The organism is Pseudomonas sp. TH04 (assembly GCF_016651355.1).
Lineage (GTDB): Bacteria > Pseudomonadota > Gammaproteobacteria > Pseudomonadales > Pseudomonadaceae > Aquipseudomonas > Aquipseudomonas fluorescens.
On record NZ_JAEKEA010000001.1, the window covers coordinates 2640896 to 2662266 of the forward strand.

The window sequence follows — 21371 nt, forward strand, 5'->3', positions numbered from 1 at the left end:
TATGCCGCGTTCAGCCCTGCGGTTGCGATGACTTGCCGCGATTGAGTTGACGCAGGTTACCCATCACTGACGTCAGCGCGCGGTCAAACAGCAGACCATCGTCCAAACTGCGTATTGCCCCCTGCTTGAATGCCAAGGCCAATTGGACCGCACTCTTCTCCAGGACCTTGAGCCCCGTGCGGCTGACAAAAATATAGGCATTGGCTGGCGCCATGATCGCTTTCAGCTTGCAGCGCAGACGGTTGGTTTCATCTTGCTGAAACTCAAACCAGGCTCCGATCCGCAGTTGCTGAGCCTTCAGCAAGTCCGGGTCATCGCTGGGCAGGCTTGCGCTTGGGGCGTGCAACCCGAGACTGAGTGAAAACGGCTCACGCACCTCAATCAGCGCGTCCAGCCCCCCACCCTCCAATGACTGCGCATGCATGGCTTGCAATCGCACAAAGAATTCGCGGGTACTGAAGGGATCGAACGCCGCGCCGGTCAAGCCGTTTCGCAAGGCCTTGAGCAGCCCGGGCAATTGCTCCAGCAGACGCCGACCGGCCTCGGTGTCTTTCTGCAGGCTCACGCTCCAGATCAACTCGTCCATGGTGCGCACCGCCGCCTGGTATTGCACCGATTGCTCACCATGCTTGAGGCTGGCCAACAACAGCACCTGGCTCCAGGCCTGCTGGAGAAACTGCACCACCGACTGCGGCAACACTCGGCCCAGCAGACGTCGATTGAGCACCTCTGCCACGCGCTGACGGGCGGCCTCAGTGCGCACACGGCCTTCTTCGACCTCATAGGTGTGCTGCTCAAGCAGTTCGCTGCGCTGCTGCTCATCCGCAGTAAAGGCGGTGAACTGCGCCAACAACCGCGGGAAAATCTCCGGGTCTTCAACGAACTCATTCAGCAAACATTGCACCACCTGCTCGGTTCGCCGGTACAGGCTGTCGCGCTGATAGTCATCGGTTGGGTTCCAACCCATGGCGGCGGCCGCGATTTCATTGAGCAAGCGCCGCGCCGGATGGCTGGTGCGACTGAAAAAGCTCTTGTCCAGGATCGCCACTTTCAATACCGGAATCTGCAAACGCGCGATCAAGGCCTTGAAAACATCCGGTACGGTGCTGTCATTAAGGATGAACTCGAACAACAGGGCGACCAGGTTGATCACATCCTCGTCGGCGTCTTCCACAACACGGGACTTGCCACTTTTGACGCTGACGCGGGTGAGCAACTGTTCAAGCTGGTTACGCAGGTCGAAGTCATCTTCGGCCTCGGGTTCCGGCACGTATTGCTGCAAATGAGAGAGCAGGCGCAGCAGGTCGCGGGTGGCAATGGGTTGGGGTTCGGCGCTGGCCTCCAGAGTCGGCGCCACGCTGCCGCGCACGGCTGCGAGCAATTTCTGCAAGGCAGCGAAGGCCTCCTGGCCGTTTTCATCCAATGGCGGGTCAACGGTCGGCACGCTGCCTTCGCGTGGCTGTTCAAGCGCCGCACGCCCACCGGGGCGACGTGACGGCACTGCCTTGAGCTCAGGCAAAACCCCGGTAGCGACGAGTATCTGGTTGGCTTCAGCGAACAGTTGGTCGGCGTCACTGAGCACGTATTTTTCAAACAGCTTGAGAATGATCAACTTGACGCGGATCTCTACCCCCAAGCTGCGCCCCGCGCGCAAAAAGAACTCGCAAAGCAGTGCCGGGCCCAACGGGTTATCGCGCTCATCCAGGGGGGTGCCGAGCAATGTACCCAGGCGTGCGGTCAGTTGCGCCAGTGCCAGGCCATCACGGTGCCGCACTCGACCGAGCATGGCCGCCAACGCTACCGCCTTTTCCAGCTCATCACTGGACGTGCCGGTCGCCGTGTCATAGGACACCACCGGCAACCAGTGCGACTCGCTGCGTCCAGCCTGGCCCAGATTGGCAAACGCGGCGAACAACTGCGCCATGAACACGCGCTCGAAATTCTTGCGCTTGAGGCGCAAGTCGCGCATGGCTTCAAAGAAGATGTGATGGTCTGCGTTACTACGGGCCTTGTCGGCCATTTCGAACAGGGTGTCGTCGGCGTTATCGAACAGGTCCTGCAAACCTTGCTGCAACTGTTGGGCTGCCTTGTCGCGAACCTGCAACAACACCACCGGCAGGCGCGCAAGCGGCGATGGCGTGGCGTGTGCCTTGTTGATAGGCACCACCTTTCCGTCATTGTGCATCCTGGCCTCCTGAAACGGCGGTATTGGTTGGGGAAAGATCGAGGACAGGCCCAGTGGGACGCTGCAAAAACCCGATACCACCCGTACGTCAAAGCTATGACGCCAATTGCAAGGCGCGAGATTATCTTGCAAATGAGGGTAGTTGCGCCAGCAAACTCTGCCTTTGCCCTGTAAATGAATAGGAGTGTGGGTTCAAACGCGCACTGCCCCTATAATCGAGGCACTTTGTTTGTGGAGCCTGTTATGCCGAATCTCCGTCTTGCCGACCTCACCGCCGAAATTGAAGCCAACGTGCGCCGTGCACTGCTGGAAGACATCGGCAGTGGCGACATCACTGCACAATTGATCCCGGCCGAACGGCTGGCCAAGGCCACAATCATTACGCGCGATGCGGCTGTTATCGCTGGCACGGCTTGGGTGGACGCGGTATTCCGCCAACTCGACCCTCGGGTCGCGGTGCATTGGCAGGTGGCCGATGGTGAGCGGGTCAGCCCCAATCAAGTGCTGTTCCACTTGGAAGGCCCGGCGCGCTCACTGCTCAGCGGCGAGCGCTGCGCACTGAATTTTCTGCAGATGCTGTCAGGCGTGGCCACACGTGCACAGTACTTGGCGGACGTTGTCGCCAGCACTCAGGTCAAGCTGCTGGACACCCGCAAAACCCTGCCCGGCCTGCGCCTGGCGCAGAAGTACGCGGTGACTTGTGGCGGTTGCCATAACCATCGCATCGGTCTGTATGACGCGTTCCTGATCAAGGAAAACCATATCGCTGCGTGTGGCGGTATCGCCCAGGCAATTACGGCCGCCCACAAGATCGCCCCGGGCAAGCCGGTGGAAGTCGAAGTGGAAAGCCTGGATGAACTGCGCGAAGCACTGGCGGCGGGTGCCGATATCATCATGCTCGACGAGTTGAGCCTGGGTGACATGCGTGAGGCCGTGCGCCTGAACGCAGGCAAGGCCAAGCTGGAAGCCAGCGGCGGGATCAATGAAACCACCCTGCTGCCCATCGCTGAGACCGGGGTGGATTACATCTCCATCGGTGCGATGACCAAGGATGTGAAGGCAGTGGATTTATCGATGCGGCTCAGTATCTGAGTAAACAGGCAGGAGCGAGGGTACTCGCTCCTGCCTCTGCAGCACCCTAGACCACCAGGTTATTCATCTCGCAATACTCGTCCCACTCGACACCCAGCACCTCGGCGGCCTCTTTGTGCAACGCCAGCCGTGCGGCTTCGAACTCTTCCGGTGTCGAGGTGTACTTGAGGGTCAGCTCCCAAGGCTGGTAGCCCTGGCTTTCTGCCTCATCCTCAAATGCCCACTGGATCTGGTCGCGCTGGTCATCAGCGCTCAGTTCCTTGATCTCTTCTTTAAGCTGCGGCGACTCATCAAGGTATTGCTTGAGGGCTACTTCGTGCCGCGCTTCCTGGGTCATCTCTTGTGTGGTCATGTTGTTCTCTTAGATCAAGGAATGGGGATGCATCTGGGTCATCAAGGTTGCGCAGATACAAAAGAGTAGGCATGAATGCCGGCTCGTCTGGCCTTCAGAACCATTCTGGGATCATCTGAAAACAGTGCTGCCTTTGAAACAATGTTGCCTTTAACACAGGGGTGCCTTTGTGCCCGAGACAGGAATCGAACCTGCGACCTTCGCGTTACGAGTGCGCTGCTCTACCGGCTGAGCTACACGGGCAGTGGGCTAAAGCTAGCACCGCATTGGGCATGCGGCAACTAACTCGCCCGCCGCCCAGCAACCGTTATGCTCCGTCGGCACCGCAGCCCTTGGCAACGTATTGAGCGTCAGCCGTGGTTGCACACTTCCAGCCCGTGGTGGCACTGCGCGTTAACGTGATGGTCTTGCCCAGCACAGGCGCGGGCGCATCGAGAATTTCACAACGGATGGAACCGGCGCCGGTGGCCACATCGCCTGCCACCTCGATCTTGCAGTTGGCGGTGGGGCTGGTGCCACCGATCAAGGCCAGGGTTGGCACGGTGCCCTGGTTAAGGGTGTCTTCGAAACCGGCCTTCAACGCGGCGACTTCAGCCAACCCCGCCGTAAACTTGGCCTTGGCCTGGTGCTTGGTATACATGGGCAAACCGATCGTGGCCAAAATGCCGATGATTGCCACGACGATCAACAACTCGATCAAGGTGAAGCCTTTCTGACGCATCACATTCACTCTCCAGAATAAAAACCATAACCAGGCGCGTCCTGCGCCCCGCAGTTTGCAGCGGCGCCAGTGTACTCATCCGCGAGCGGCCAAACGCGCACAAGACGCACATTCTGACATTTTATCCTTCATGGCCGACCTGCCGGAATCCATCACCTGACTAAGCTGTAGATCTACGACTACCTGGGTGCGGACACGTGACATGAATGAAGCTGCAACGATCTACGCCTGGGAAGGCATCAACCGCAAAGGGCGCAGGGTCTCAGGGCAAACCGCTGGCCAGAACCTTATGCTGGTCAAGGTGCAACTGCGCCAGCAAGGAATCTGCCCCGGCCGCGTACGCAAACAAACCTCGCACCTGCCAAGCTTTACACCCCCGATAAAACCCGCAGACATTGCCCTGTTCACCCGCCAGCTGGCGACATTGCTGAGGGCCGGCATACCGCTGCTGCAAGCCTTCGACATCATCAGCGAAGGCTTCGAACACCGACAGATGCGCGCGCTGATAAAGGGCTTGAAACAGGAGATCGCCGCCGGTAACAACCTGGCGGCAGCACTGCGCAAACAACCACGCTACTTCGATGAACTGTATTGCAACCTGATTGCCGCGGGCGAACAGGCCGGTGCCCTGGAAACCTTGCTGGAGCGGGTGGCGGTACACCTGGAAAAAAGCCAGCAGCTCAAGGCGCGGATCAAAAAGGCCATGACTTACCCCTGCGCCGTCATCGTGGTCGCCTGCCTTGTCAGTGCGATCCTGCTGATCCACGTGGTGCCGCAGTTTCAGAGCCTGTTCAGCGGGGTCGGCGGCGAGCTGCCCGGCTTTACCTTGACGGTCATTGCCCTGTCCGAATTCCTTCAACACGCCTGGTGGATGCTCGCGCTGGGGCTGGGCGCCAGCATTGCCGGGTTGCGCCAGGCCTATCGGACTTCCCCGGGTTTTCGTCACAGCCTGGATAGCGGTTTGTTGAAGGCGCCCCTGGCAGGCACACTGCTAAGGAAGTCTGCGATTGCCCGCTACGCCCGCACACTTGCAACGACTTTTGCAGCGGGCGTGCCCCTGGTGCAGGCTTTGGATTCCGTGGCGGGTGCAACGGGCAATGGGTTGTTCAAAAAGGCGATCGAACAGATGCGTCACGACGTAGCCACAGGCATGCAGTTGAATCACTCCATGGCTCATAGCCGCCTGTTCCCCGGCATGGCGATCCAGATGACCGCGATCGGTGAAGAATCGGGCACCCTGGATCAGATGCTGGAAAAAGTTGCCCAGCATTTTGAGGCCGACGTGGAGAATCTGGTCGACAACCTCACCAGCCTGATGGAGCCGCTCATCATGGTGATATTGGGGGGCATTGTCGGTGCATTGGTGGTCGCCATGTACCTGCCGGTCTTCCAATTGGGGGCGGCATTTTGAGCCTGCTGCCCAGCGCACAGCCATGGGGTTTTGTCGGGATGGCGTTCGTTCTGGGGCTGATCGTCGGCAGCTTCATCAACGTGCTGGTGTGGCGCCTGCCAAAGAGGCTCGAGCGCGAATGGCGTGCCCAAGCCCAGGAAGTGCTGGGCTTGCCTGCCGACCCCGCCAGCCCCACGTACAACCTGATGCGCCGCAACGCCTGCTGCATGTATTGCGCGCAGCCGACTCGCCCCTGGGAAAATATCCCGCTGCTCGGTTACCTGATACTCAGAGGCCGTTGCGCCCATTGCCATGAACCTATCGGTCGCCGCTACCCCGCCACCGAGCTGGCTTGCGCGCTGGGCTCGGCCATTGTTGCCTGGCATTTCGGTTTCGGCTGGCAAGCGGGCGCGGTGATGGTGTTGAGCTGGGGGTTGCTGGCCATGAGCCTGATCGACGTGGATCATCAATTATTGCCGGACGTTCTGGTGCTGCCGCTGCTATGGCTCGGGCTGATCCTCAATAGCTTCGACGTGTTGACGACACTGCCCAATGCGCTTTGGGGCGCAGTCATAGGCTATATGAGCCTGTGGACGGTGTTCTGGTTGTTCAAGCTGATCACCGGCAAGGACGGCATGGGCTACGGCGACTTCAAGTTATTGGCCCTGCTCGGTGCTTGGGGTGGCTGGCAGATTCTGCCGATGACGCTACTGATCGCCTCGCTGCTGGGCGTGCTCGCCGGCCTGATCCTGATGCGCTTGCGCAGGTCCCAGGCTTCGATTCCGATGCCGTTTGGTCCCTGTCTGGCAATTGCCGGCTGGATTGCCTTGCTCTGGGGTGGTCAAATAACCGACTTCTATTTGCAGTCTGTCGGTTTCAGATGACCACTTCCGTTGCAACACCCTGGATTCTAGGCCTCACCGGCGGTATCGGCAGCGGCAAAAGCGCTGCCGCCCAGCACTTTATCGACCTGGGGATTGATTCGGTCGACGCCGACCATGCCGCCCGCTGGGTGGTCGAGCCCGGCCGGCCGGCACTGGCGCGCATCGCCGAGCATTTCGGTGCAGGCGTGCTGCTGCCCGACGGCCAACTCGACCGCGCCGCGCTGCGCAAACTGATCTTTGAATTACCTGAAGAGCGCCGCTGGCTGGAAGCCTTGCTGCACCCGCTGATTGGTGAGGAGATTCGCAGCCATCTGGCGCGCGCGCGTTCGCCTTACGCGATTCTGGTGTCACCGCTGCTGATCGAGTCCGGCCAGTACAGCATGACCCAGCGCATCCTGGTGATAGACGTACCGCAATCACTGCAGATTCAGCGTACCCTGCAGCGCGACGGCATCAGCGAACATCAGGTGCAGGCGATCCTCAAGGCCCAATCCAGCCGCGAAGACCGCCTGAACCACGCCGATGACGTGCTGGTCAATGACAAGGACCTCGCCTGGCTGCACAGCGAGGTCGAGCGACTGCACCACTTTTACCTTACTTTGCGTGGAGGCCGATCATGAGCCAACCCCTGACTGTCGAATGCCCAACCTGCGGTGCCCCCGTGGAATGGAAAGCGACCAATCCCAACCGGCCGTTCTGCTCGGACCGCTGCAAACTTATCGACCTCGGTGCCTGGGCGTCGGAAGAACACAAGATTCCGGTCAGCCCGGATGCAGAGGACGAACTGTTCTCCGAAGACCTGCCGCTGCGCCACTAAGGCCGCATAAAGGCATATTCCTGCTGGTCGTCGAGATTCTCTGCAAGGTATTGCAGCTCGTCGGCCAAGTCTTCAAAACTGCGCACGCCCTTGCTCTGCTGCACCACCGCGCTGAGCATGGCGCGCAAGGTCAAACCGGGGTCAAAACCGATTTCCTGTGCTGCGTCCTGGCTTCTGCGCAACTCCTGCCGTGCCCACTCGTACACACTCATGACCTTTGCTCCCGGAAATTTCGCAAAGAATGAGCCTGCGCGCCCTCGTCGGATTTGATCTGGATCAACGCCGCGAATCGTCGTCCTTCCACGGCGCCGAGAGGTAGCGCGTGCGATTGAATGTCTCCAGCCACTCCGGGCAAAACACCACCAGGGCGCTAATGACCATGCCGTTGATAAACGCCTCGGGGAAAATGATCAGCCACAGGTAACCGACGAAATCTTCCAGCCATTCCGGCATTGCAAAACGGCCGTCGAACCACAGCAGACCCAACGCAGCCAACAGGCAAAGCAGTGCCGACAGCGCGGCGGCAAAAAAGCCGGAACAGAAGATATAGACGAAAGGGTTGCGCGGTTGCGCGCGCTCTACCAGCGCTGCACAGCCTTCCGTGACCAGCACCGGCAACACGATCAACAGCAGGCCGTTGATACCCACGGCGGCCAGGTCCTGGCGCCCCAGCAACACCAACCCCAGCTGTGCCGCCAAACCACCGACCATTGCCAAAGGCCAGTCGAGTAGCAGGGTCACCGCGGTCATACCGATAAAGTGGTAGGAAACGCCGGTATCGAAATCCCGGCGCACCAGCCATAACATGAACAACGCGAACACCGTTCCAAACAGCAGATGCTGGCGCCTGCGGTCTGCAAACAGCTCAACCCACGGCGAGCGCAACACCGCCCACACCACCAGCGGCGCGTACAAAAGCCAGCCGATGCCCAGGGTCTGCGGTGCCAGTACGGCGGCGCTGATCACGGCTTCACCTGCTCCAGGGCCTCATGCAGTTCGGCGGCAGAGCGGTATTCGCGTTGCCCTACCAATTTGCCATTATCCAGTTGCAGCCACAGCACGTTATCCACAGCCCCCGGATAACGCGGGGCAACACGTGCGTCACGGTCGAGCATGACGCGGTAGCTGTAAGCCTGCATTGCCGGCACCGCAAACAGCTTGGCGATCAAGCGGGGCATGCGCTGAATATCCGCGACAAACACTGCGTGCCGCGCCTCGAGATAGCCCTTGGGCTGGCCCTGCAGCGCCGCGTCTACCGACTTGGCTGCGTCCATGCTGCGGGCCACCAATAGAATGCGCACGTGGTCATCCAGGGTGTAGGCCTGATCGAACTGGTCGAGCAAGGTCCACGGCGCCAGGCGCTCACCCACTTCAACGGCCTGAGCCAAAACGGGCAGCAGACTTAATAACAACGCGGCACAGAACTTCACAGCACACTCTCCCTGCTCGGCATAACGGTCGAGTCGCCAGTCTACACCGCCGTTTTAAAGCAAGACTTCCTGCGGTCATCATTTGAACGCTAAGCTGCGAATATGGATGACTCAGATTACCTGCGCCTGCTCACCGTAGCGGCCGAACAAGCCAACGCGTTTCTGTCCAATGCCCGCAAATGGGAGCGTGAGCGTTGGGTCTGCCAGCGCCTGCTGCAAGGCTTGAATGTGCCCTACCGCGCCGAAGAGTTTCACCCCGCGGGGCAAGAGCCGCCTGACGTGTTGTTTCGCGACGCCAGTTTCGAGGTGTTTTTCGTCCTGGATGAGGGCCGCCGCCTCAACGACGAATGGCGCGATGAATTGCTGCGCCGACGCAGTGCGTTTTCCTTGAGCCAACTGGTGCGTCGCGAGGCCAAGCCGCGGCGCATCCCCGCCCATGAGTTCTTGCTGCGCCTGGCACCGACGCTGCGCAAAAAAGCCCATAACTATAAGGAACGCGGGATGGACCTGGGCGAGCTGGACCTCATCGCCTTCACCAGCCTCAAACGTGAAGTGTTGGACCTCAACAGTCATTTCCCGCCCCCCACCGAATACCTGCGCCAGGGTTGGCGCTCACTGTCATTGGTAGGCCCCACCTTTGCCCGCGTGCTGTTCGCCCACCCGGACGCGCCGGACTTCTTGCGCAACAATCTAGGGCGCAGCATAGTATTCGACGTGGGCATCAGCCTGTGACGCGGGCACGGGCTACGCTTGTGGCGAGACCGCCATTCCCCTGACTGTAACGTGGCGCCCTTTTGCAACGTCTACCTGACGAGGCCTTTATGACCAGCCGCCTGAACCCCGATGACCAGCAGCATGTCGAAGAGTACCTGCAACTCTCCCAAAACCGAGTCGAGCGCAAGCCTTTCCGGCCCTGGCTGCTCCTTGGTGTGGTGCTGGTGGTGGTGATCGGCCTGGGTCTGCTGAGCCGCCTGTTGAGTTACCTGACGCTATGAGCTGCCTGGCGCTCGCGAGGGTAACTGCTCCGATTTCTTTTAGCCTTGCGAGATATCCCCATGACCCATCGTATTATTATCGTCGGCGGCGGCGCCGGCGGCCTGGAGTTGGCTACCCGCCTGGGTAAGACTCTGGGTAAGCGTGGCACCGCCAACATCACGCTGGTGGACACCAACCTGACCCATATCTGGAAGCCCCTGCTGCACGAGGTGGCTGCCGGCTCACTGAATTCTTCGGAAGACGAACTCAATTACGTCGCCCAGGCCAAATGGAACCACTTCGAGTTCCAACTGGGGCGCATGAGCGGTCTTGACCGTGAACAGAAGAAAATCCAGCTGGCCGCCACCCTCGATGAAGAAGGCCGTGAGTTGGTGCCCGCGCGCGTGCTGGGCTACGACAGCCTGGTGATCGCGGTCGGTAGCACCACCAACGATTTCGGCACCGAGGGCGCAGCGCAGCACTGCCTGTTCCTCGATACCCGCAAACAGGCCGAACGGTTTCACCAGCAGTTGCTCAACCACTATCTGCGCGCCCACGCGGGCCAGACCGATGTGGAAGAGAAAATCAGCGTTGCTATCGTTGGCGCCGGGGCAACGGGCGTGGAGCTCGCCGCGGAACTGCACAATGCCGCGCATGAACTGGCGGCCTACGGCCTGGACCGGATCAAACCGGAAAACATGCACATCACCCTCATCGAAGCCGGCCCGCGGGTATTGCCTGCGCTGCCCGAGCGGATTGGCGGCCCTGTGCATAAAACCCTGGAAAAACTCGGGGTGACGGTCTTGACCAACTCGGCGGTCAGCGAAGTGACGGCCGACGCCTTGATCACCAGCAGCGGCCAGGTCATTCCTGCCAGCCTGAAGGTGTGGGCTGCCGGGATTCGCGCTCCGGCTTTCCTCAAGGACATTGATGGGCTGGAAACCAATCGCATCAACCAATTGCAGGTCTTGCCGACGCTGCAAACCACTCGCGACGAAAACATCTTCGCCTTCGGTGACTGCGCCGCCTGCCCGCAAACCGGGACCGACCGTAATGTGCCACCACGTGCTCAAGCGGCTCACCAGCAGGCGTCATTGCTGGCCAAATCGCTGAAATTGCGGATCGACGGCAAGGACCTGCCCGCCTACAAGTACACCGACTACGGCTCGCTGATCTCGCTGTCGAGATTTTCGGCTGTGGGTAACTTGATGGGCAACCTGACCGGCAGTGTGATGCTCGAAGGCTGGCTGGCGCGGATGTTCTATGTATCGCTGTACCGCATGCACCAGGTCGCGCTGTACGGGTTTTTCCGCACGGCAATGCTGATGCTGGGCAGCAAGATTGGGCGTGGAACTGAGCCTAGGCTCAAATTGCACTAATAACACGCGGCCGTGTGGGAGCGGGCTTGCCCGCGATGGCAGTAGATCAGCACACGCTATACACGCTGATAAGACGCCATCGCAGGCAAGCCCGCTCCCACATTTTTTTGCGTGGTGCCTTAGCTTTCCAGCAGACAAAAAAAATCCCCGTATCTTTCGATACGAGGATTTTTAATATGGTCGGGGTAAGGGGATTCGAACTCCTGACATCCTGCTCCCAAAGCAGGCGCGCTACCGGACTGCGCTATACCCCGGAAAAAAAAGGCGACCTCTCAGTCGCCTTCTTCGATCAGCGCTTTTGGCCTCTGATCTTAAGATTCGATTCCAGCGTTAACTGGTCTCAAAAATGGTGGGTCGTGTGGGATTCGAACCTACGACCAATTGGTTAAAAGCCAACTGCTCTACCAACTGAGCTAACGACCCAAAAATGGTCGGGGTAAGGGGATTCGAACTCCTGACATCCTGCTCCCAAAGCAGGCGCGCTACCGGACTGCGCTATACCCCGGTTTTGAAATTGGCTCCGTGACCAGGACTCGAACCTGGGACCCAATGATTAACAGTCATTTGCTCTACCGACTGAGCTATCACGGAACTGCATATTTCAAATTTACAACTTTTACTACTTTGTAACCTTCTCTTCGGCTTGTCCGTATCGCTACGTTCATGTCTCTGAGGCGCGCTATTCTACAATCTTAAAAACCCCTGTCAACCCTTTAAATTGCTTTTAAGACAATGATTTGCGCTTCTTTCTGATTTCTCCTTGGGGAGAAGAAACCCGTGGGCTGACGTTGCTGCGGGGCGCACTTTACAAGCCTTTGCCTTACAGTTCAACGCCCTATCGAAAAAAAAGGCCTCGCAATGCGAGGCCGTCTCTAATAACCCTACAGGCTGGGCTTAGTGGAAGACGATTTCGTCGTTTTCCACCGTGGCCGTCACGCGGGTGCCTGGCATGAAGCTGCCCGACAGGATCAACTGTGCCAGTGGGTTTTCGATCCAGCGCTGGATCGCACGTTTAAGTGGCCGTGCGCCATACACCGGGTCGTAACCGACCGCGATCAGCTTGTCCAACGCCTCGCTGCTCAGCTCCAGGTCAAGCTCACGCTCGGCCAGGCGACTACGCAGACGACCCAACTGGATCTCGGTGATACCCGCGATCTGATCCCGCGCCAGTGGCTCGAAGATCACCACTTCATCGACCCGGTTGATAAATTCCGGACGGAAGTGCGAGGTCAGCGCATCCATCACCGCCGCACGCTGGCCTTCACGATCACCCACCAGCTCCTGGATCTGCGCCGAGCCCAGGTTGGAGGTCATCACGATCACTGTGTTGCGAAAGTCCACGGTACGCCCGTGGCTGTCCGTCAGGCGGCCGTCTTCCAACACCTGCAGGAGGATGTTGAACACGTCCGGGTGGGCCTTCTCGACCTCGTCCAGCAGGATCACCGAGTAAGGCTTGCGCCGCACAGCCTCGGTCAGGTAACCGCCCTCCTCGTAGCCCACGTAGCCTGGTGGTGCACCAATCAGGCGAGCCACCGAATGTTTCTCCATGAACTCGGACATATCGATCCGCACCATGGCCTCTTCCGTATCGAAGAGAAACTCGGCCAAGGCTTTGCACAGCTCGGTCTTACCCACGCCGGTTGGGCCGAGGAACATGAACGAGCCGCTTGGACGGTTCGGGTCGGACAAGCCGGCACGGGAACGCCGCACCGCGTTGGACACCGCGACCACCGCCTCTTCCTGCCCGATGACGCGCTGGTGCAGCAGGCTTTCCATCTTCAGTAACTTGTCGCGCTCGCCTTCAAGCATTTTCGACACGGGGATGCCGGTCCACTTGGAGACCACTTCGGCGATTTCTTCCTCGGTCACCTTGCTGCGCAGCAACTGGTTCTCGCTCTTGCCATGCTGATCGACCATCTGCAGGCTGCGCTCCAGATCCGGGATCACCCCGTACTGCAACTCGGCCATGCGGTTCAGGTCGCCTTTACGGCGCGCGGCTTCCAACTCCTGACGGGACTGCTCGATCTTTTGCTGGATCTGTGCAGAACCCTGCACTTCGGCTTTTTCCGACGTCCAGATTTCCTCGAGATCCGAATACTCGCGTTCAAGACGGACGATTTCTTCCTGAAGTTTTTCCAGGCGTTTTTTCGCCGCCTCGTCCTCTTCCTTCTTAAGCGCCTGGGATTCGACTTTCAGTTGAATCAGGCGACGATCCAGGCGGTCGAGCACTTCCGGCTTGGAGTCAATTTCCATACGAATGCGGCTGGCCGCTTCGTCGATAAGGTCGATGGCCTTGTCCGGCAGCTGGCGATCGGTGATATAGCGATGGCTCAACTTGGCCGCCGCAATGATCGCGCCGTCAGTGATCGCCACCTTATGGTGGACCTCATAGCGTTCTTTGAGGCCACGCAGGATGGCGATGGTGTCTTCTTCGCTCGGCTCTTCCACCAGCACTTTCTGGAAGCGACGCTCAAGTGCCGCGTCCTTCTCAATGTATTGGCGGTACTCGTTGAGCGTGGTTGCGCCAACGCAGTGCAACTCGCCCCGCGCCAAGGCCGGCTTGAGCATGTTGCCGGCGTCCATCGAACCTTCGCCTTTACCGGCGCCGACCATGGTGTGCAGTTCGTCGATAAACAGAATGATCTGCCCTTCCTGCTTCGACAACTCGTTCAGCAAGGATTTCAGGCGTTCTTCGAACTCGCCACGGAACTTGGCACCGGCGATCAACGACCCCATGTCCAGGGACAGCAGGCGCTTGCCTTTCAGGCCGTCCGGCACCTCACCATTAATGATGCGCTGGGCCAGGCCCTCGGCAATCGCGGTTTTACCCACGCCGGGTTCGCCGATCAGCACCGGGTTGTTCTTGGTACGACGTTGCAGCACCTGGATGGTGCGACGAATTTCGTCGTCACGGCCGATCACCGGGTCAAGCTTGCCTTCTTCGGCGCGCTTGGTCAGGTCGACGGTGTACTTGTCCAGCGCCTGGCGCGACTCTTCGTGGTTGGGGTCATTCACGGCCTCGCCACCACGCAGGTTGTTGATGGCGTTTTCCAGGGCTTTCTTGCTCACGCCCTGCCCCAGCAACAATTTGCCAAGCTTGCTGTTGTCGTCCATTGCGGCGAGCAGCACCAGTTCGCTGGAGATGAACTGATCACCTTTCTGCTGAGCCAGGCGATCAGCCTGGTTGAGCAGGCGCGCCAAGTCCTGCGACATGTTCACGTCGCCGGTAGGGTTTTGGATTTTCGGCAGTTGGTCGAGCTCTTTGCTCAACTCCTTGCGCAGGCTGTTGATGTCAAAGCCCACCTGCATCAGCAAGGGCTTGATAGAACCACCTTGCTGTTCAAGGAGCGCCTGCATCAAGTGCGCAGGCTCGATGGCCGGGTGGTCAAGGCCCACCGCCAGGGATTGGGAATCCGATAAGGCCAACTGCAATTTGCTGGTTAAACGATCAATACGCATTAGTCACCTTCCTTTTGAGCAGGCCGGAGCTGTAAACACATCCTGAATGAAGAAACCTGCCAGATACCCTTATAGATGGGGTGGATTCTGGAGGATTCAAGCGAGCAATGGTTGATATGGATCAGCAATGACCCGGATCAGGAGAGTCTAGCGTTCAAGCCAGATCAGGGAGGCAAACCGACCGGTGCGAGGGCTGCGCCGGTAAGAAAAGAAGCGCGGATCGGTCACGGTGCAGAGACCGCCACCGTAAACAGCGGTGACACCGCGTGCGGCCAGCCGCAGCCGTGCCAGCTGGTAGATGTCAGCCATGTACTTGCCGGGATTGTGGCTTGGAACAAAGGCTTCGGCAGTGACCGGCAGTGGCTGCATAAAAGCGTCCCGCACTTCCGGGCCGACTTCAAAGGCCTGCGGCCCAATGGCAGGACCCAGCCAGACCAACACTTCGCCAGGTTCGGCCGCCAGGCTTTCGCAGGCGGCTTCAAGCACACCCGCCGCCAAGCCACGCCAACCGGCATGGGCGGCGGCCACACGCGTGCCGGCACGGTTGCAGAACAACGCGGGCAAGCAATCGGCGGTCATGGATGTGCAGGCAATACCCGGCGTGCTGGTCCAACTGCCATCGGCCTCTGCAATGCGCGATGGGTCCGCCTCAACCACAGCGGTCCCGTGGACTTGGCGCAGCCAGGCAGGCTGAATGTGGAATGCGTCGGTCAGGCGGCGACGGTTTTCAAGAACAGCCTCAAGGCTGTCCTCGACATGATCGCCCAGGTTAAGGCTGTCGAACGGCGCCAAGCTGACGCCGCCCGCACGGGTAGTGACGCAGGCTTTGACCTGAGCCGGCGCAGGCCAGTCAGGAATCAGCCAGTCACTCATCCGATAAACGCCTCACGATCCTGCTTGAGCAGCGACAGCAACCAGACCAGATCGTCCGGCAGAGGCGATTCCCAGCTCATCCGCTTACCGCTCGTCGGATGATCCAGTTCCAGGAAGCGTGCGTGCAAGGCCTGGCGCGGGAAGGATTTCAGCGATTCAACCATGGTCACACTGGCAGCCGGCGGAATACGGAAGCGACCACCGTAGGCAGGATCTCCGACCAACGGGAAATTAATGTGCGCCATGTGCACGCGAATCTGGTGCGTGCGACCGGTTTCGAGCTTGACCCGCACGTGAGTGTGGGACCGGAAACGCTCCAGCACACGGTAGTGGCTGACGGCCTGCTTGCCACCTTCCATTACCGCCATACGCTGGCGCTGCTGGCCGTGACGGCCAATAGGGGCGTTGATCTTGCCACCCGCCACCACCACGCCGATCACGATGCACTCGTAGATTCGGCTGACGCTGCGACTCTGCAATTGTGTGACCAGCTGCGTCTGGGCCTGGATCGTCTTGGCCACCACCATCAAGCCGGTGGTGTCCTTATCCAGGCGGTGCACGATGCCGCAGCGCGGGACATTGATGATGTCCGGCACGTGGTGCAACAAGGCATTGAGCAAGGTGCCATCAGCGTGCCCGGCTGCCGGGTGAACCACCAGGCCTGCGGGTTTGTTGATGACCAGGATGTCGTCATCTTCATAGACGATATCCAGCTCGATGTCCTGAGCGACCCATTCTCCCTGGGCTTCCTGCTCGGCAGTCAGCTCAAGAATCGCACCGCCATGGACTATGTCTCGCGGGCGGATAACCGCTCCATCCACAGTCAGGCGGCCGTCTTTGATCCAGGCGGAAAGGCGCGAGCGCGAGTGCTCAGCGAATAATTGTGCGGCGACTTGATCGAGGCGTTGGCCGCCCAATTCGGACGGCACCTCTGCGCGAAGTTCAATTTTATCGGACATGCTCAGACTAGGCGTGGCACAGCCTTTGGTTTCGGCTGCGCGCTTGTGGTTAAATACGGCGTCTTTTGCCCCGATGCTTTCAACGGGGCGCTCATCATAACAGGACGGCCCCGCCCAAGACAGCGGCCGTCATAGGGACGCAAGCCGCCATGCAAGTGAAACACCTGCTGCTGATCGCCATCCTCGCCATGACTGCTGCTTGCTCGTCAACAAAGGAAGTCGTCGACGAAAACCTGAGCGAAGTCGAGCTGTATCAATTAGCTCAAAAAGACTTGGACAATAATAGCTACACCAGCGCCACAGCCAAGCTGAAGGCACTGGAGTCGCGCTATCCGTTCGGGCGCTATGCCGACCAGGCCCAGCTTGAGCTGATCTACGCCAACTACAAGAACGCCGAGCCGGAGGCCGCCAAGTCTGCTGCCGAGCGTTTTATCCGTCTGCACCCGCAACACCCGAACGTGGACTACGCCTACTACATGAAGGGCCTGACCTCGTTCGACCAGGACGTTGGACTGCTGGCGCGCTTCCTGCCGCTGGACATGACCAAGCGTGACCCGGGTGCTGCACGCGACTCCTACAACGAGTTCGCCCAGCTGACCAGCCGCTTCCCCAACAGCCGCTACGCGCCGGACGCCAAGCAGCGCATGATCTACCTGCGCAACCTGCTGGCCTCCTACGAGATTCACGTTGCCCACTACTACCTGACCCGTCAGGCGTATGTCGCTGCCGCCAACCGTGGCCGCTATGTGGTGGAGAACTTCCAGGAAACCCCATCCGTGGGTGACGGCCTGGCAGTGATGACCGAGGCTTACCAGCGCCTGCACCTGGACGCCCTGGCGGCCACCAGCCTGGAAACCCTGAAGCTCAACTACCCCGACCACCCAAGCCTCAAGGACGGCCAGTTCGTGCCTCAGGTTGCCGAAGTGGACAACCGTTCGTGGCTGAGCAAGTACACCTTGGGCCTCATCGAGTCCCGTCCACCGTTGCCGCCGGGCGAAACCCGCGCCAACCAGGAAGTGATGAAGCAGTACCAGGATGCCAAGGACGCTATTCCTTCGGACCTCAAGCCGCATGACGCAAACGGTGATGTGATCGAAGAAGAAGCACCACAGGCCCTTGGCAACAACCAGGACCGTTCGTGGTTCAGCTACATGACCTTCGGTGTCTTCGACTGACAGGTCGACGCGATACAAAAAGGGAGCCCACTGGGCTCCCTTTTTTGTGGGCAAGCATTATTGCGCTGTGCGCTTTTCACGCGCTTGGCTAAACTGGCGCATTCCCTGTCGAGAAACTGCACACCATGGTTCGTCTACTGTTCTGGATTGCCGTCATTGCTGCCGCGGTATGGTTCTGGCGCAAATTCAAAAGCCCGGCGGCTAAACAGCAACGCCCCGCCGCGCCTGACGCCGCCTTGATGGTGCGCTGTGCCCACTGCGGCGTGCACCTGCCGCAGGATCGCGCACTCAGTTCACGCCAAGCGTGGTACTGCACCCAAGCGCATCTGGAACAAGGGCCAAAGTCTATCCAGCGTTGATCCGACCTGCCGGTGCGTAAGGCGCCGGGTCAATGATCGGTGCGGCCCCCAGCAGCAGGTCAGCGAATAGCTGGCAGGATGCAGGCGCGAGCACCAGCCCGTTGCGGTAATGCCCGCAATTGAGCCAAAGCCCTTTGAAACCCGGAACCTCGCCGATGTAAGGGATACCTTCCGGCGACCCGGGGCGCAAACCGGCCCAATGGCCCACAACCTCGGCGTCCGCCAACGCGGGAATCAATTCCACAGCCGAGGCCTTGAGGCTTTCCAGCGCAGGCTCGGTCGGGGTCTTGTCGAACCCTTCATGTTCCAGCGTACTGCCGATCAGAATGTGCCCGTCACGCCGCGGGATCGCGTAGCGGCCTTTGGCCAGAACCATGCTCGACAAGAAATCCGACGCACACTTGTACAAAATCATTTGGCCTTTGACCGGTTCCACAGGTAACGACAAGCTCAGCTTGCCCAGCAGCTCCCCGCTCCAGGCACCGGCAGCCAGCACCACCTGATCGCCAAGAATCTGCCCGGCGGCCGTGTCCACCCCCACTATGTCGCCACCCTCAAGAACAAACCCATGGACTTCGCACTGCTCATGCAGGGTCACGCCGGGTAGCGCCAATAACGCCGCTTTGAGGGATTTGACCAGCCGCGGATTGCGCACATTGGCCACATCCGCCATGTAGACCGCCTGGGAATAACCACCACCGAGCACCGGCACAGCATCATGGGCGGCAGACACATCCACTTTGCTCAGCGGCCGGCCTTCTCGGGCAGCCCAGGCCAGTGCTTCAGCTTCATCCTCCAGGTCCAGCCAGTACAAGCCCGTGGTATGAACTTCTGGATCAACGCCCGTGGCGGCGAACAAGCGCTGCGCCAGCTGTGGATAAAAATCCTGGGACCAGTGGGCCAGCGCGGTGACTGCCGGGCTGTAGCGCCACGGGTAAAGCGGTGAAACGATGCCGCCGCCCGCCCATGAAGATTCCTGGCCAAGCCCGGAGCGATCCAGCAGTACGACGGCCTGCCCTCGGGTGGCCAGGTTGAATGCCGTCAACAACCCGATGACTCCACCACCGACAATCACCACTTTCTGTTGCTTAGCCATCATTTGATCCAGCCGATAAAAAGGGAAAGGCGCGCCCGGCGCCCAATCATCCAGCACTCTCATCATTGCCCCCAGCACGCCTTGCGCGACATTTCAGGTGCCGCCCCCGGATTGCTGCGCACACCGGAGCTGCTCAGGCTGAATGCACCGCAAGGGTCTCCCGCCATCACTGAGCCGGCGACAGGCGTGGCTACCAGGCTGAATGCCTGAGGGTTTAATGCAGCGCTGATTCTATAGCGATCATTGCCCCCACTGACGTTGCCTGCATCAAGAAAAGTACCGTTACGCGTGTAGAAGCGCTCCAGGTAGTGGACTTGCTCGTACAACAACGCAACGATTTCTGCGCGATAGGCTTTTTTTACATGGCCGGTATACCCGGGGTAAGCGATCCCGGCCAGAAACGCGATGATCGCTACAGCGATCAGTAACTCGATCAGGGTGAAACCTTGGCAATCCTTGCCCATTGATACGCTCCTTATTGAAGTTGCCGCCATAAAACCCGACGAAATACTGGGCCTCCCTCCTTGTCTACTTGTGCATACACCGTCTCCAGCACCGTACGCGACTGGCCGCTGAGCCCGACCGCCGTCACACGGTACAACGCGGCGCCTGTTTCAGGCGGTAGACCCACAAGCCCTGCGCCAGGCCCCAACGCTTGAACCCCATACAGCCCACCCTTCAGGGCAACCCAGCTCACCGCTGAAACAGGATTCTCCCCGGCACCCACCACCGAAAACGACTCCTGCGGCGGTACACAGCGACTGATCGAGCGGCACAACGGCAGCACCGGACTTGAGCGTCGGATGTCCGACTCACCCAACCGCAAGCCGCTTTCAGCGCTTTGAAAGGATTGATTGCGATGCCAGATGCCGCTGGCAATTTTTTGCTGAGACATGGCGCCTTGCATTGAAGCCAGGCCGATCAGTGACAGGACCAATAGAAATACCAGGCTGATCAATAAAACCATGCCCGTCTGCTGCCGATAAAAGCCGCGATAACTCGACATGGTCGCCCTACCCCACCCGATTACGCAGCGCAGCCACCACGCTGTAGGCCTGATCCTTCACTCGCCCGGTCGGGTCGCGAAGCGTCATCTGAATGCGCACACTGCGTATCAGCGATTCATCAGCCGGGCTGGCGTCATAGCGCACGACTTGAGTGGAGCCGAGTTGGGCCGCTACACCGAAACTGATGTCGAACGCCTGTACATTATCCACCAACACAATCCTGGCCGGCGCTGCAGGCGTACTGACCTTCAACTGCCCCGCCTCAAAGGTGTAGGTGAGCTGGCGTATCGCAAACCGAATCTGACCGGGCGCGGGCAGTGGTGCGCTGCCCGCGTAGGCTTGGGCAGTGCCGGTGCAATCGGAAAGTACCGTCCAGTCAGGCTTGCCGCCCTCACCTGCCACTTCGGCGGTGACCAGCGTCAGTGACCTTGAGCTGCTCGCAGCACTCCAGCCAACGGGTCGATCGAACGCTGGCGGTGCATTATCGATATAGGCCGTCGCCAGGCAGCCAAACATGCCTGCCTGGCGAATATCCTGGACCATCTTGCCCAGCACAAACCGCGCATCATCCTGCAGCAACATGGCCGCCTGCTGGCTGGTGTGGGTGGATCGCGCGCTGATGACGACTTGACTGACCCCAAGTACCAGCACCAACCCGATAGCCAGCGCCAGCAACAGCTCAATCAAGCTGAAACCCCGCGCAAGGCGAATCATTGCGCCACCCCTGGCTCGCTGGCAGCGCGACTGGTGAGGATGAACGTTTCGCGTGCGCCGCCACTGTTCGCCGCCCTGGCGTCGTCCCAACTGATACTGACGGTCACCTTGCTGCCGCTGACCACAACAGACCCTTTTGCGCTCGCTCCAGCAAACCCGAGGATATTGGCTTCGAAATCATGCAGGTCCAGATCACGCACGCTGGAGGTCACTGTACTGGGCGGTGCACCTTCGCTCAGGCCCCATGAGTAATCAGCACCCGAATTGGCACGGACCCGGTCCAGCATGTCGTAGGCAATGAAACTGGCCTGGCTGATCATCCTGGAGCTGTCAGTGTGCTTGAGTGCATTGAGCTGGATCACTGCGGCGCCGAGCAGGCCAACCGCAAGAATCAGCACCGCCACCAGCACCTCGATCAGCGTGATACCGGATTGGTGCCTGGGCAAAACGGGGGCAGCGTGGGTGTTCGGGCGAACAAGCATTACCGTCGTCTTCCCTGTCGAA

Annotated in this window: 24 protein-coding genes and 5 tRNA genes; 10 read left to right on the forward strand and 19 right to left on the reverse strand. The window is 59.7% G+C overall.

Going from position 1 to position 21371, the window contains the following annotated elements:
- Window positions 1–10: 10 nt before the first annotated feature.
- On the reverse strand, window positions 11–2185 hold the full coding sequence (locus JFT85_RS11890) for a DUF1631 domain-containing protein (protein WP_201229895.1): 2175 nt from the start codon (window positions 2183–2185) through the stop codon (window positions 11–13).
- Window positions 2186–2428: 243 nt separating this feature from the next.
- Here JFT85_RS11890 and nadC point away from each other — a divergent pair, with 243 nt between their 5' ends.
- Entirely contained in the window at window positions 2429–3277 is an 849-nt protein-coding gene (nadC, locus tag JFT85_RS11895; protein WP_201229896.1) for a carboxylating nicotinate-nucleotide diphosphorylase, read from the forward strand.
- 46 nt (window positions 3278–3323) lie between these two features.
- Here the strand turns inward: nadC and JFT85_RS11900 are convergent, their stop codons facing one another.
- From JFT85_RS11900 to JFT85_RS11910, 3 genes are all read right to left on the reverse strand, one after another.
- Window positions 3324–3629 (reverse strand): DUF6388 family protein, encoded by a 306-nt coding sequence (locus JFT85_RS11900; RefSeq protein WP_053254342.1) that lies wholly within the window; start codon window positions 3627–3629, stop codon window positions 3324–3326.
- 170 nt (window positions 3630–3799) lie between these two features.
- Window positions 3800–3872, reverse strand: a tRNA-Thr gene (locus JFT85_RS11905).
- Between the two features lie 64 nt (window positions 3873–3936).
- Window positions 3937–4350, reverse strand: coding sequence for a pilin (locus JFT85_RS11910; protein WP_069553305.1), 414 nt, complete (start codon window positions 4348–4350; stop codon window positions 3937–3939).
- Window positions 4351–4552: 202 nt separating this feature from the next.
- Here JFT85_RS11910 and JFT85_RS11915 point away from each other — a divergent pair, with 202 nt between their 5' ends.
- Genes JFT85_RS11915 through yacG form a run of 4 tightly spaced genes read left to right on the forward strand, consistent with a single transcriptional unit; the run spans window position 4553 to window position 7441 of the window.
- Window positions 4553–5761 (forward strand): type II secretion system F family protein, encoded by a 1209-nt coding sequence (locus JFT85_RS11915; protein WP_201229897.1) that lies wholly within the window; start codon window positions 4553–4555, stop codon window positions 5759–5761.
- On the forward strand, window positions 5758–6624 hold the full coding sequence (locus JFT85_RS11920) for a prepilin peptidase (RefSeq protein WP_069553303.1): 867 nt from the start codon (window positions 5758–5760) through the stop codon (window positions 6622–6624). The genes JFT85_RS11915 and JFT85_RS11920 overlap by 4 nt, the downstream gene beginning before the upstream one ends.
- A complete protein-coding gene (coaE, locus tag JFT85_RS11925; RefSeq protein WP_053254338.1) occupies window positions 6621–7244 on the forward strand; it encodes a dephospho-CoA kinase in 624 nt (207 codons plus the stop codon). The genes JFT85_RS11920 and coaE overlap by 4 nt, the downstream gene beginning before the upstream one ends.
- The gene (gene yacG / locus JFT85_RS11930) at window positions 7241–7441 is read left to right on the forward strand and encodes a DNA gyrase inhibitor YacG (RefSeq protein WP_053254337.1); all 201 of its coding nucleotides are present in this window, start codon (window positions 7241–7243) and stop codon (window positions 7439–7441) included. Before coaE ends, yacG begins: the two co-directional genes overlap by 4 nt.
- Here yacG and JFT85_RS11935 read toward each other — a convergent pair.
- The 3 genes from JFT85_RS11935 to JFT85_RS11945 form a co-directional block, all read right to left on the reverse strand.
- Complete coding sequence (locus tag JFT85_RS11935) at window positions 7438–7653, reverse strand: hypothetical protein (RefSeq protein ID WP_003171680.1); 216 nt, start codon at window positions 7651–7653, stop codon at window positions 7438–7440. The two genes, yacG and JFT85_RS11935, sit on opposite strands and share 4 nt — an antisense overlap.
- Window positions 7654–7717: 64 nt before the next feature.
- Window positions 7718–8407: an energy-coupling factor ABC transporter permease gene (locus JFT85_RS11940; protein WP_169875886.1), complete on the reverse strand. Its 690-nt coding sequence runs from the start codon at window positions 8405–8407 to the stop codon at window positions 7718–7720.
- Entirely contained in the window at window positions 8404–8871 is a 468-nt protein-coding gene (locus JFT85_RS11945; protein WP_069553301.1) for an FAD/FMN-containing dehydrogenase, read from the reverse strand. Before JFT85_RS11945 ends, JFT85_RS11940 begins: the two co-directional genes overlap by 4 nt.
- Before the next feature lie 102 nt (window positions 8872–8973).
- Here JFT85_RS11945 and JFT85_RS11950 point away from each other — a divergent pair, with 102 nt between their 5' ends.
- The 3 genes from JFT85_RS11950 (at window position 8974) to JFT85_RS11960 (ending at window position 11225) form a co-directional block, all read left to right on the forward strand.
- On the forward strand, window positions 8974–9603 hold the full coding sequence (locus JFT85_RS11950; protein ID WP_053254334.1) for a DUF1780 domain-containing protein: 630 nt from the start codon (window positions 8974–8976) through the stop codon (window positions 9601–9603).
- Window positions 9604–9692: 89 nt separating this feature from the next.
- Complete coding sequence (locus JFT85_RS11955) at window positions 9693–9866, forward strand: DUF3094 family protein (RefSeq protein WP_016976295.1); 174 nt, start codon at window positions 9693–9695, stop codon at window positions 9864–9866.
- 60 nt (window positions 9867–9926) lie between these two features.
- Window positions 9927–11225, forward strand: a complete 1299-nt coding sequence (locus JFT85_RS11960; protein ID WP_053254333.1) for an NAD(P)/FAD-dependent oxidoreductase — start codon at window positions 9927–9929, stop codon at window positions 11223–11225.
- 177 nt (window positions 11226–11402) lie between these two features.
- Here the strand turns inward: JFT85_RS11960 and JFT85_RS11965 are convergent.
- From JFT85_RS11965 to rluD, 7 genes are all read right to left on the reverse strand, one after another.
- A tRNA-Pro gene (locus JFT85_RS11965) sits at window positions 11403–11479 on the reverse strand.
- Window positions 11480–11572: 93 nt separating this feature from the next.
- Window positions 11573–11648, reverse strand: a tRNA-Lys gene (locus JFT85_RS11970).
- 5 nt (window positions 11649–11653) lie between these two features.
- Window positions 11654–11730, reverse strand: a tRNA-Pro gene (locus JFT85_RS11975).
- A gap of 10 nt (window positions 11731–11740) precedes the next feature.
- Window positions 11741–11816, reverse strand: a tRNA-Asn gene (locus tag JFT85_RS11980).
- Between the two features lie 303 nt (window positions 11817–12119).
- A complete protein-coding gene (clpB, locus tag JFT85_RS11985) occupies window positions 12120–14684 on the reverse strand; it encodes an ATP-dependent chaperone ClpB (protein WP_053254304.1) in 2565 nt (854 codons plus the stop codon).
- Window positions 14685–14831: 147 nt separating this feature from the next.
- A complete protein-coding gene (gene pgeF / locus JFT85_RS11990; RefSeq protein ID WP_053254303.1) occupies window positions 14832–15557 on the reverse strand; it encodes a peptidoglycan editing factor PgeF in 726 nt (241 codons plus the stop codon).
- On the reverse strand, window positions 15554–16516 hold the full coding sequence (rluD, locus tag JFT85_RS11995; protein ID WP_053254302.1) for a 23S rRNA pseudouridine(1911/1915/1917) synthase RluD: 963 nt from the start codon (window positions 16514–16516) through the stop codon (window positions 15554–15556). Before rluD ends, pgeF begins: the two co-directional genes overlap by 4 nt.
- 149 nt (window positions 16517–16665) lie before the next feature.
- On the opposite strand from rluD, the gene JFT85_RS12000 reads away from it, so the two are divergent.
- Together JFT85_RS12000 and JFT85_RS12005 are read left to right on the forward strand one after the other, a co-directional pair.
- Window positions 16666–17691 carry an outer membrane protein assembly factor BamD gene (locus JFT85_RS12000; protein WP_053254301.1) on the forward strand — a complete coding sequence of 342 codons (1026 nt, stop codon included), beginning with the start codon at window positions 16666–16668 and terminating at the stop codon, window positions 17689–17691.
- Between the two features lie 125 nt (window positions 17692–17816).
- Complete coding sequence (locus JFT85_RS12005) at window positions 17817–18050, forward strand: PP0621 family protein (RefSeq protein ID WP_053254300.1); 234 nt, start codon at window positions 17817–17819, stop codon at window positions 18048–18050.
- Here JFT85_RS12005 and thiO read toward each other — a convergent pair.
- The 5 genes from thiO to pilV all read right to left on the reverse strand — a co-directional run bounded on the left by thiO (window position 18037) and on the right by pilV (window position 21349).
- Window positions 18037–19146: a glycine oxidase ThiO gene (thiO, locus tag JFT85_RS12010; RefSeq protein WP_053255337.1), complete on the reverse strand. Its 1110-nt coding sequence runs from the start codon at window positions 19144–19146 to the stop codon at window positions 18037–18039. The two genes, JFT85_RS12005 and thiO, sit on opposite strands and share 14 nt — an antisense overlap.
- 62 nt (window positions 19147–19208) lie before the next feature.
- Complete coding sequence (locus JFT85_RS12015; RefSeq protein ID WP_053254299.1) at window positions 19209–19610, reverse strand: type IV pilin protein; 402 nt, start codon at window positions 19608–19610, stop codon at window positions 19209–19211.
- Window positions 19611–19621: 11 nt separating this feature from the next.
- Window positions 19622–20152 carry a pilus assembly PilX family protein gene (locus tag JFT85_RS12020; protein WP_053254298.1) on the reverse strand — a complete coding sequence of 177 codons (531 nt, stop codon included), beginning with the start codon at window positions 20150–20152 and terminating at the stop codon, window positions 19622–19624.
- A 7-nt stretch (window positions 20153–20159) separates the two neighbouring features.
- On the reverse strand, window positions 20160–20867 hold the full coding sequence (locus JFT85_RS12025) for a PilW family protein (protein ID WP_053254297.1): 708 nt from the start codon (window positions 20865–20867) through the stop codon (window positions 20160–20162).
- A complete protein-coding gene (gene pilV, locus JFT85_RS12030; protein ID WP_053254296.1) occupies window positions 20864–21349 on the reverse strand; it encodes a type IV pilus modification protein PilV in 486 nt (161 codons plus the stop codon). Before pilV ends, JFT85_RS12025 begins: the two co-directional genes overlap by 4 nt.
- Window positions 21350–21371: the final 22 nt, after the last annotated feature.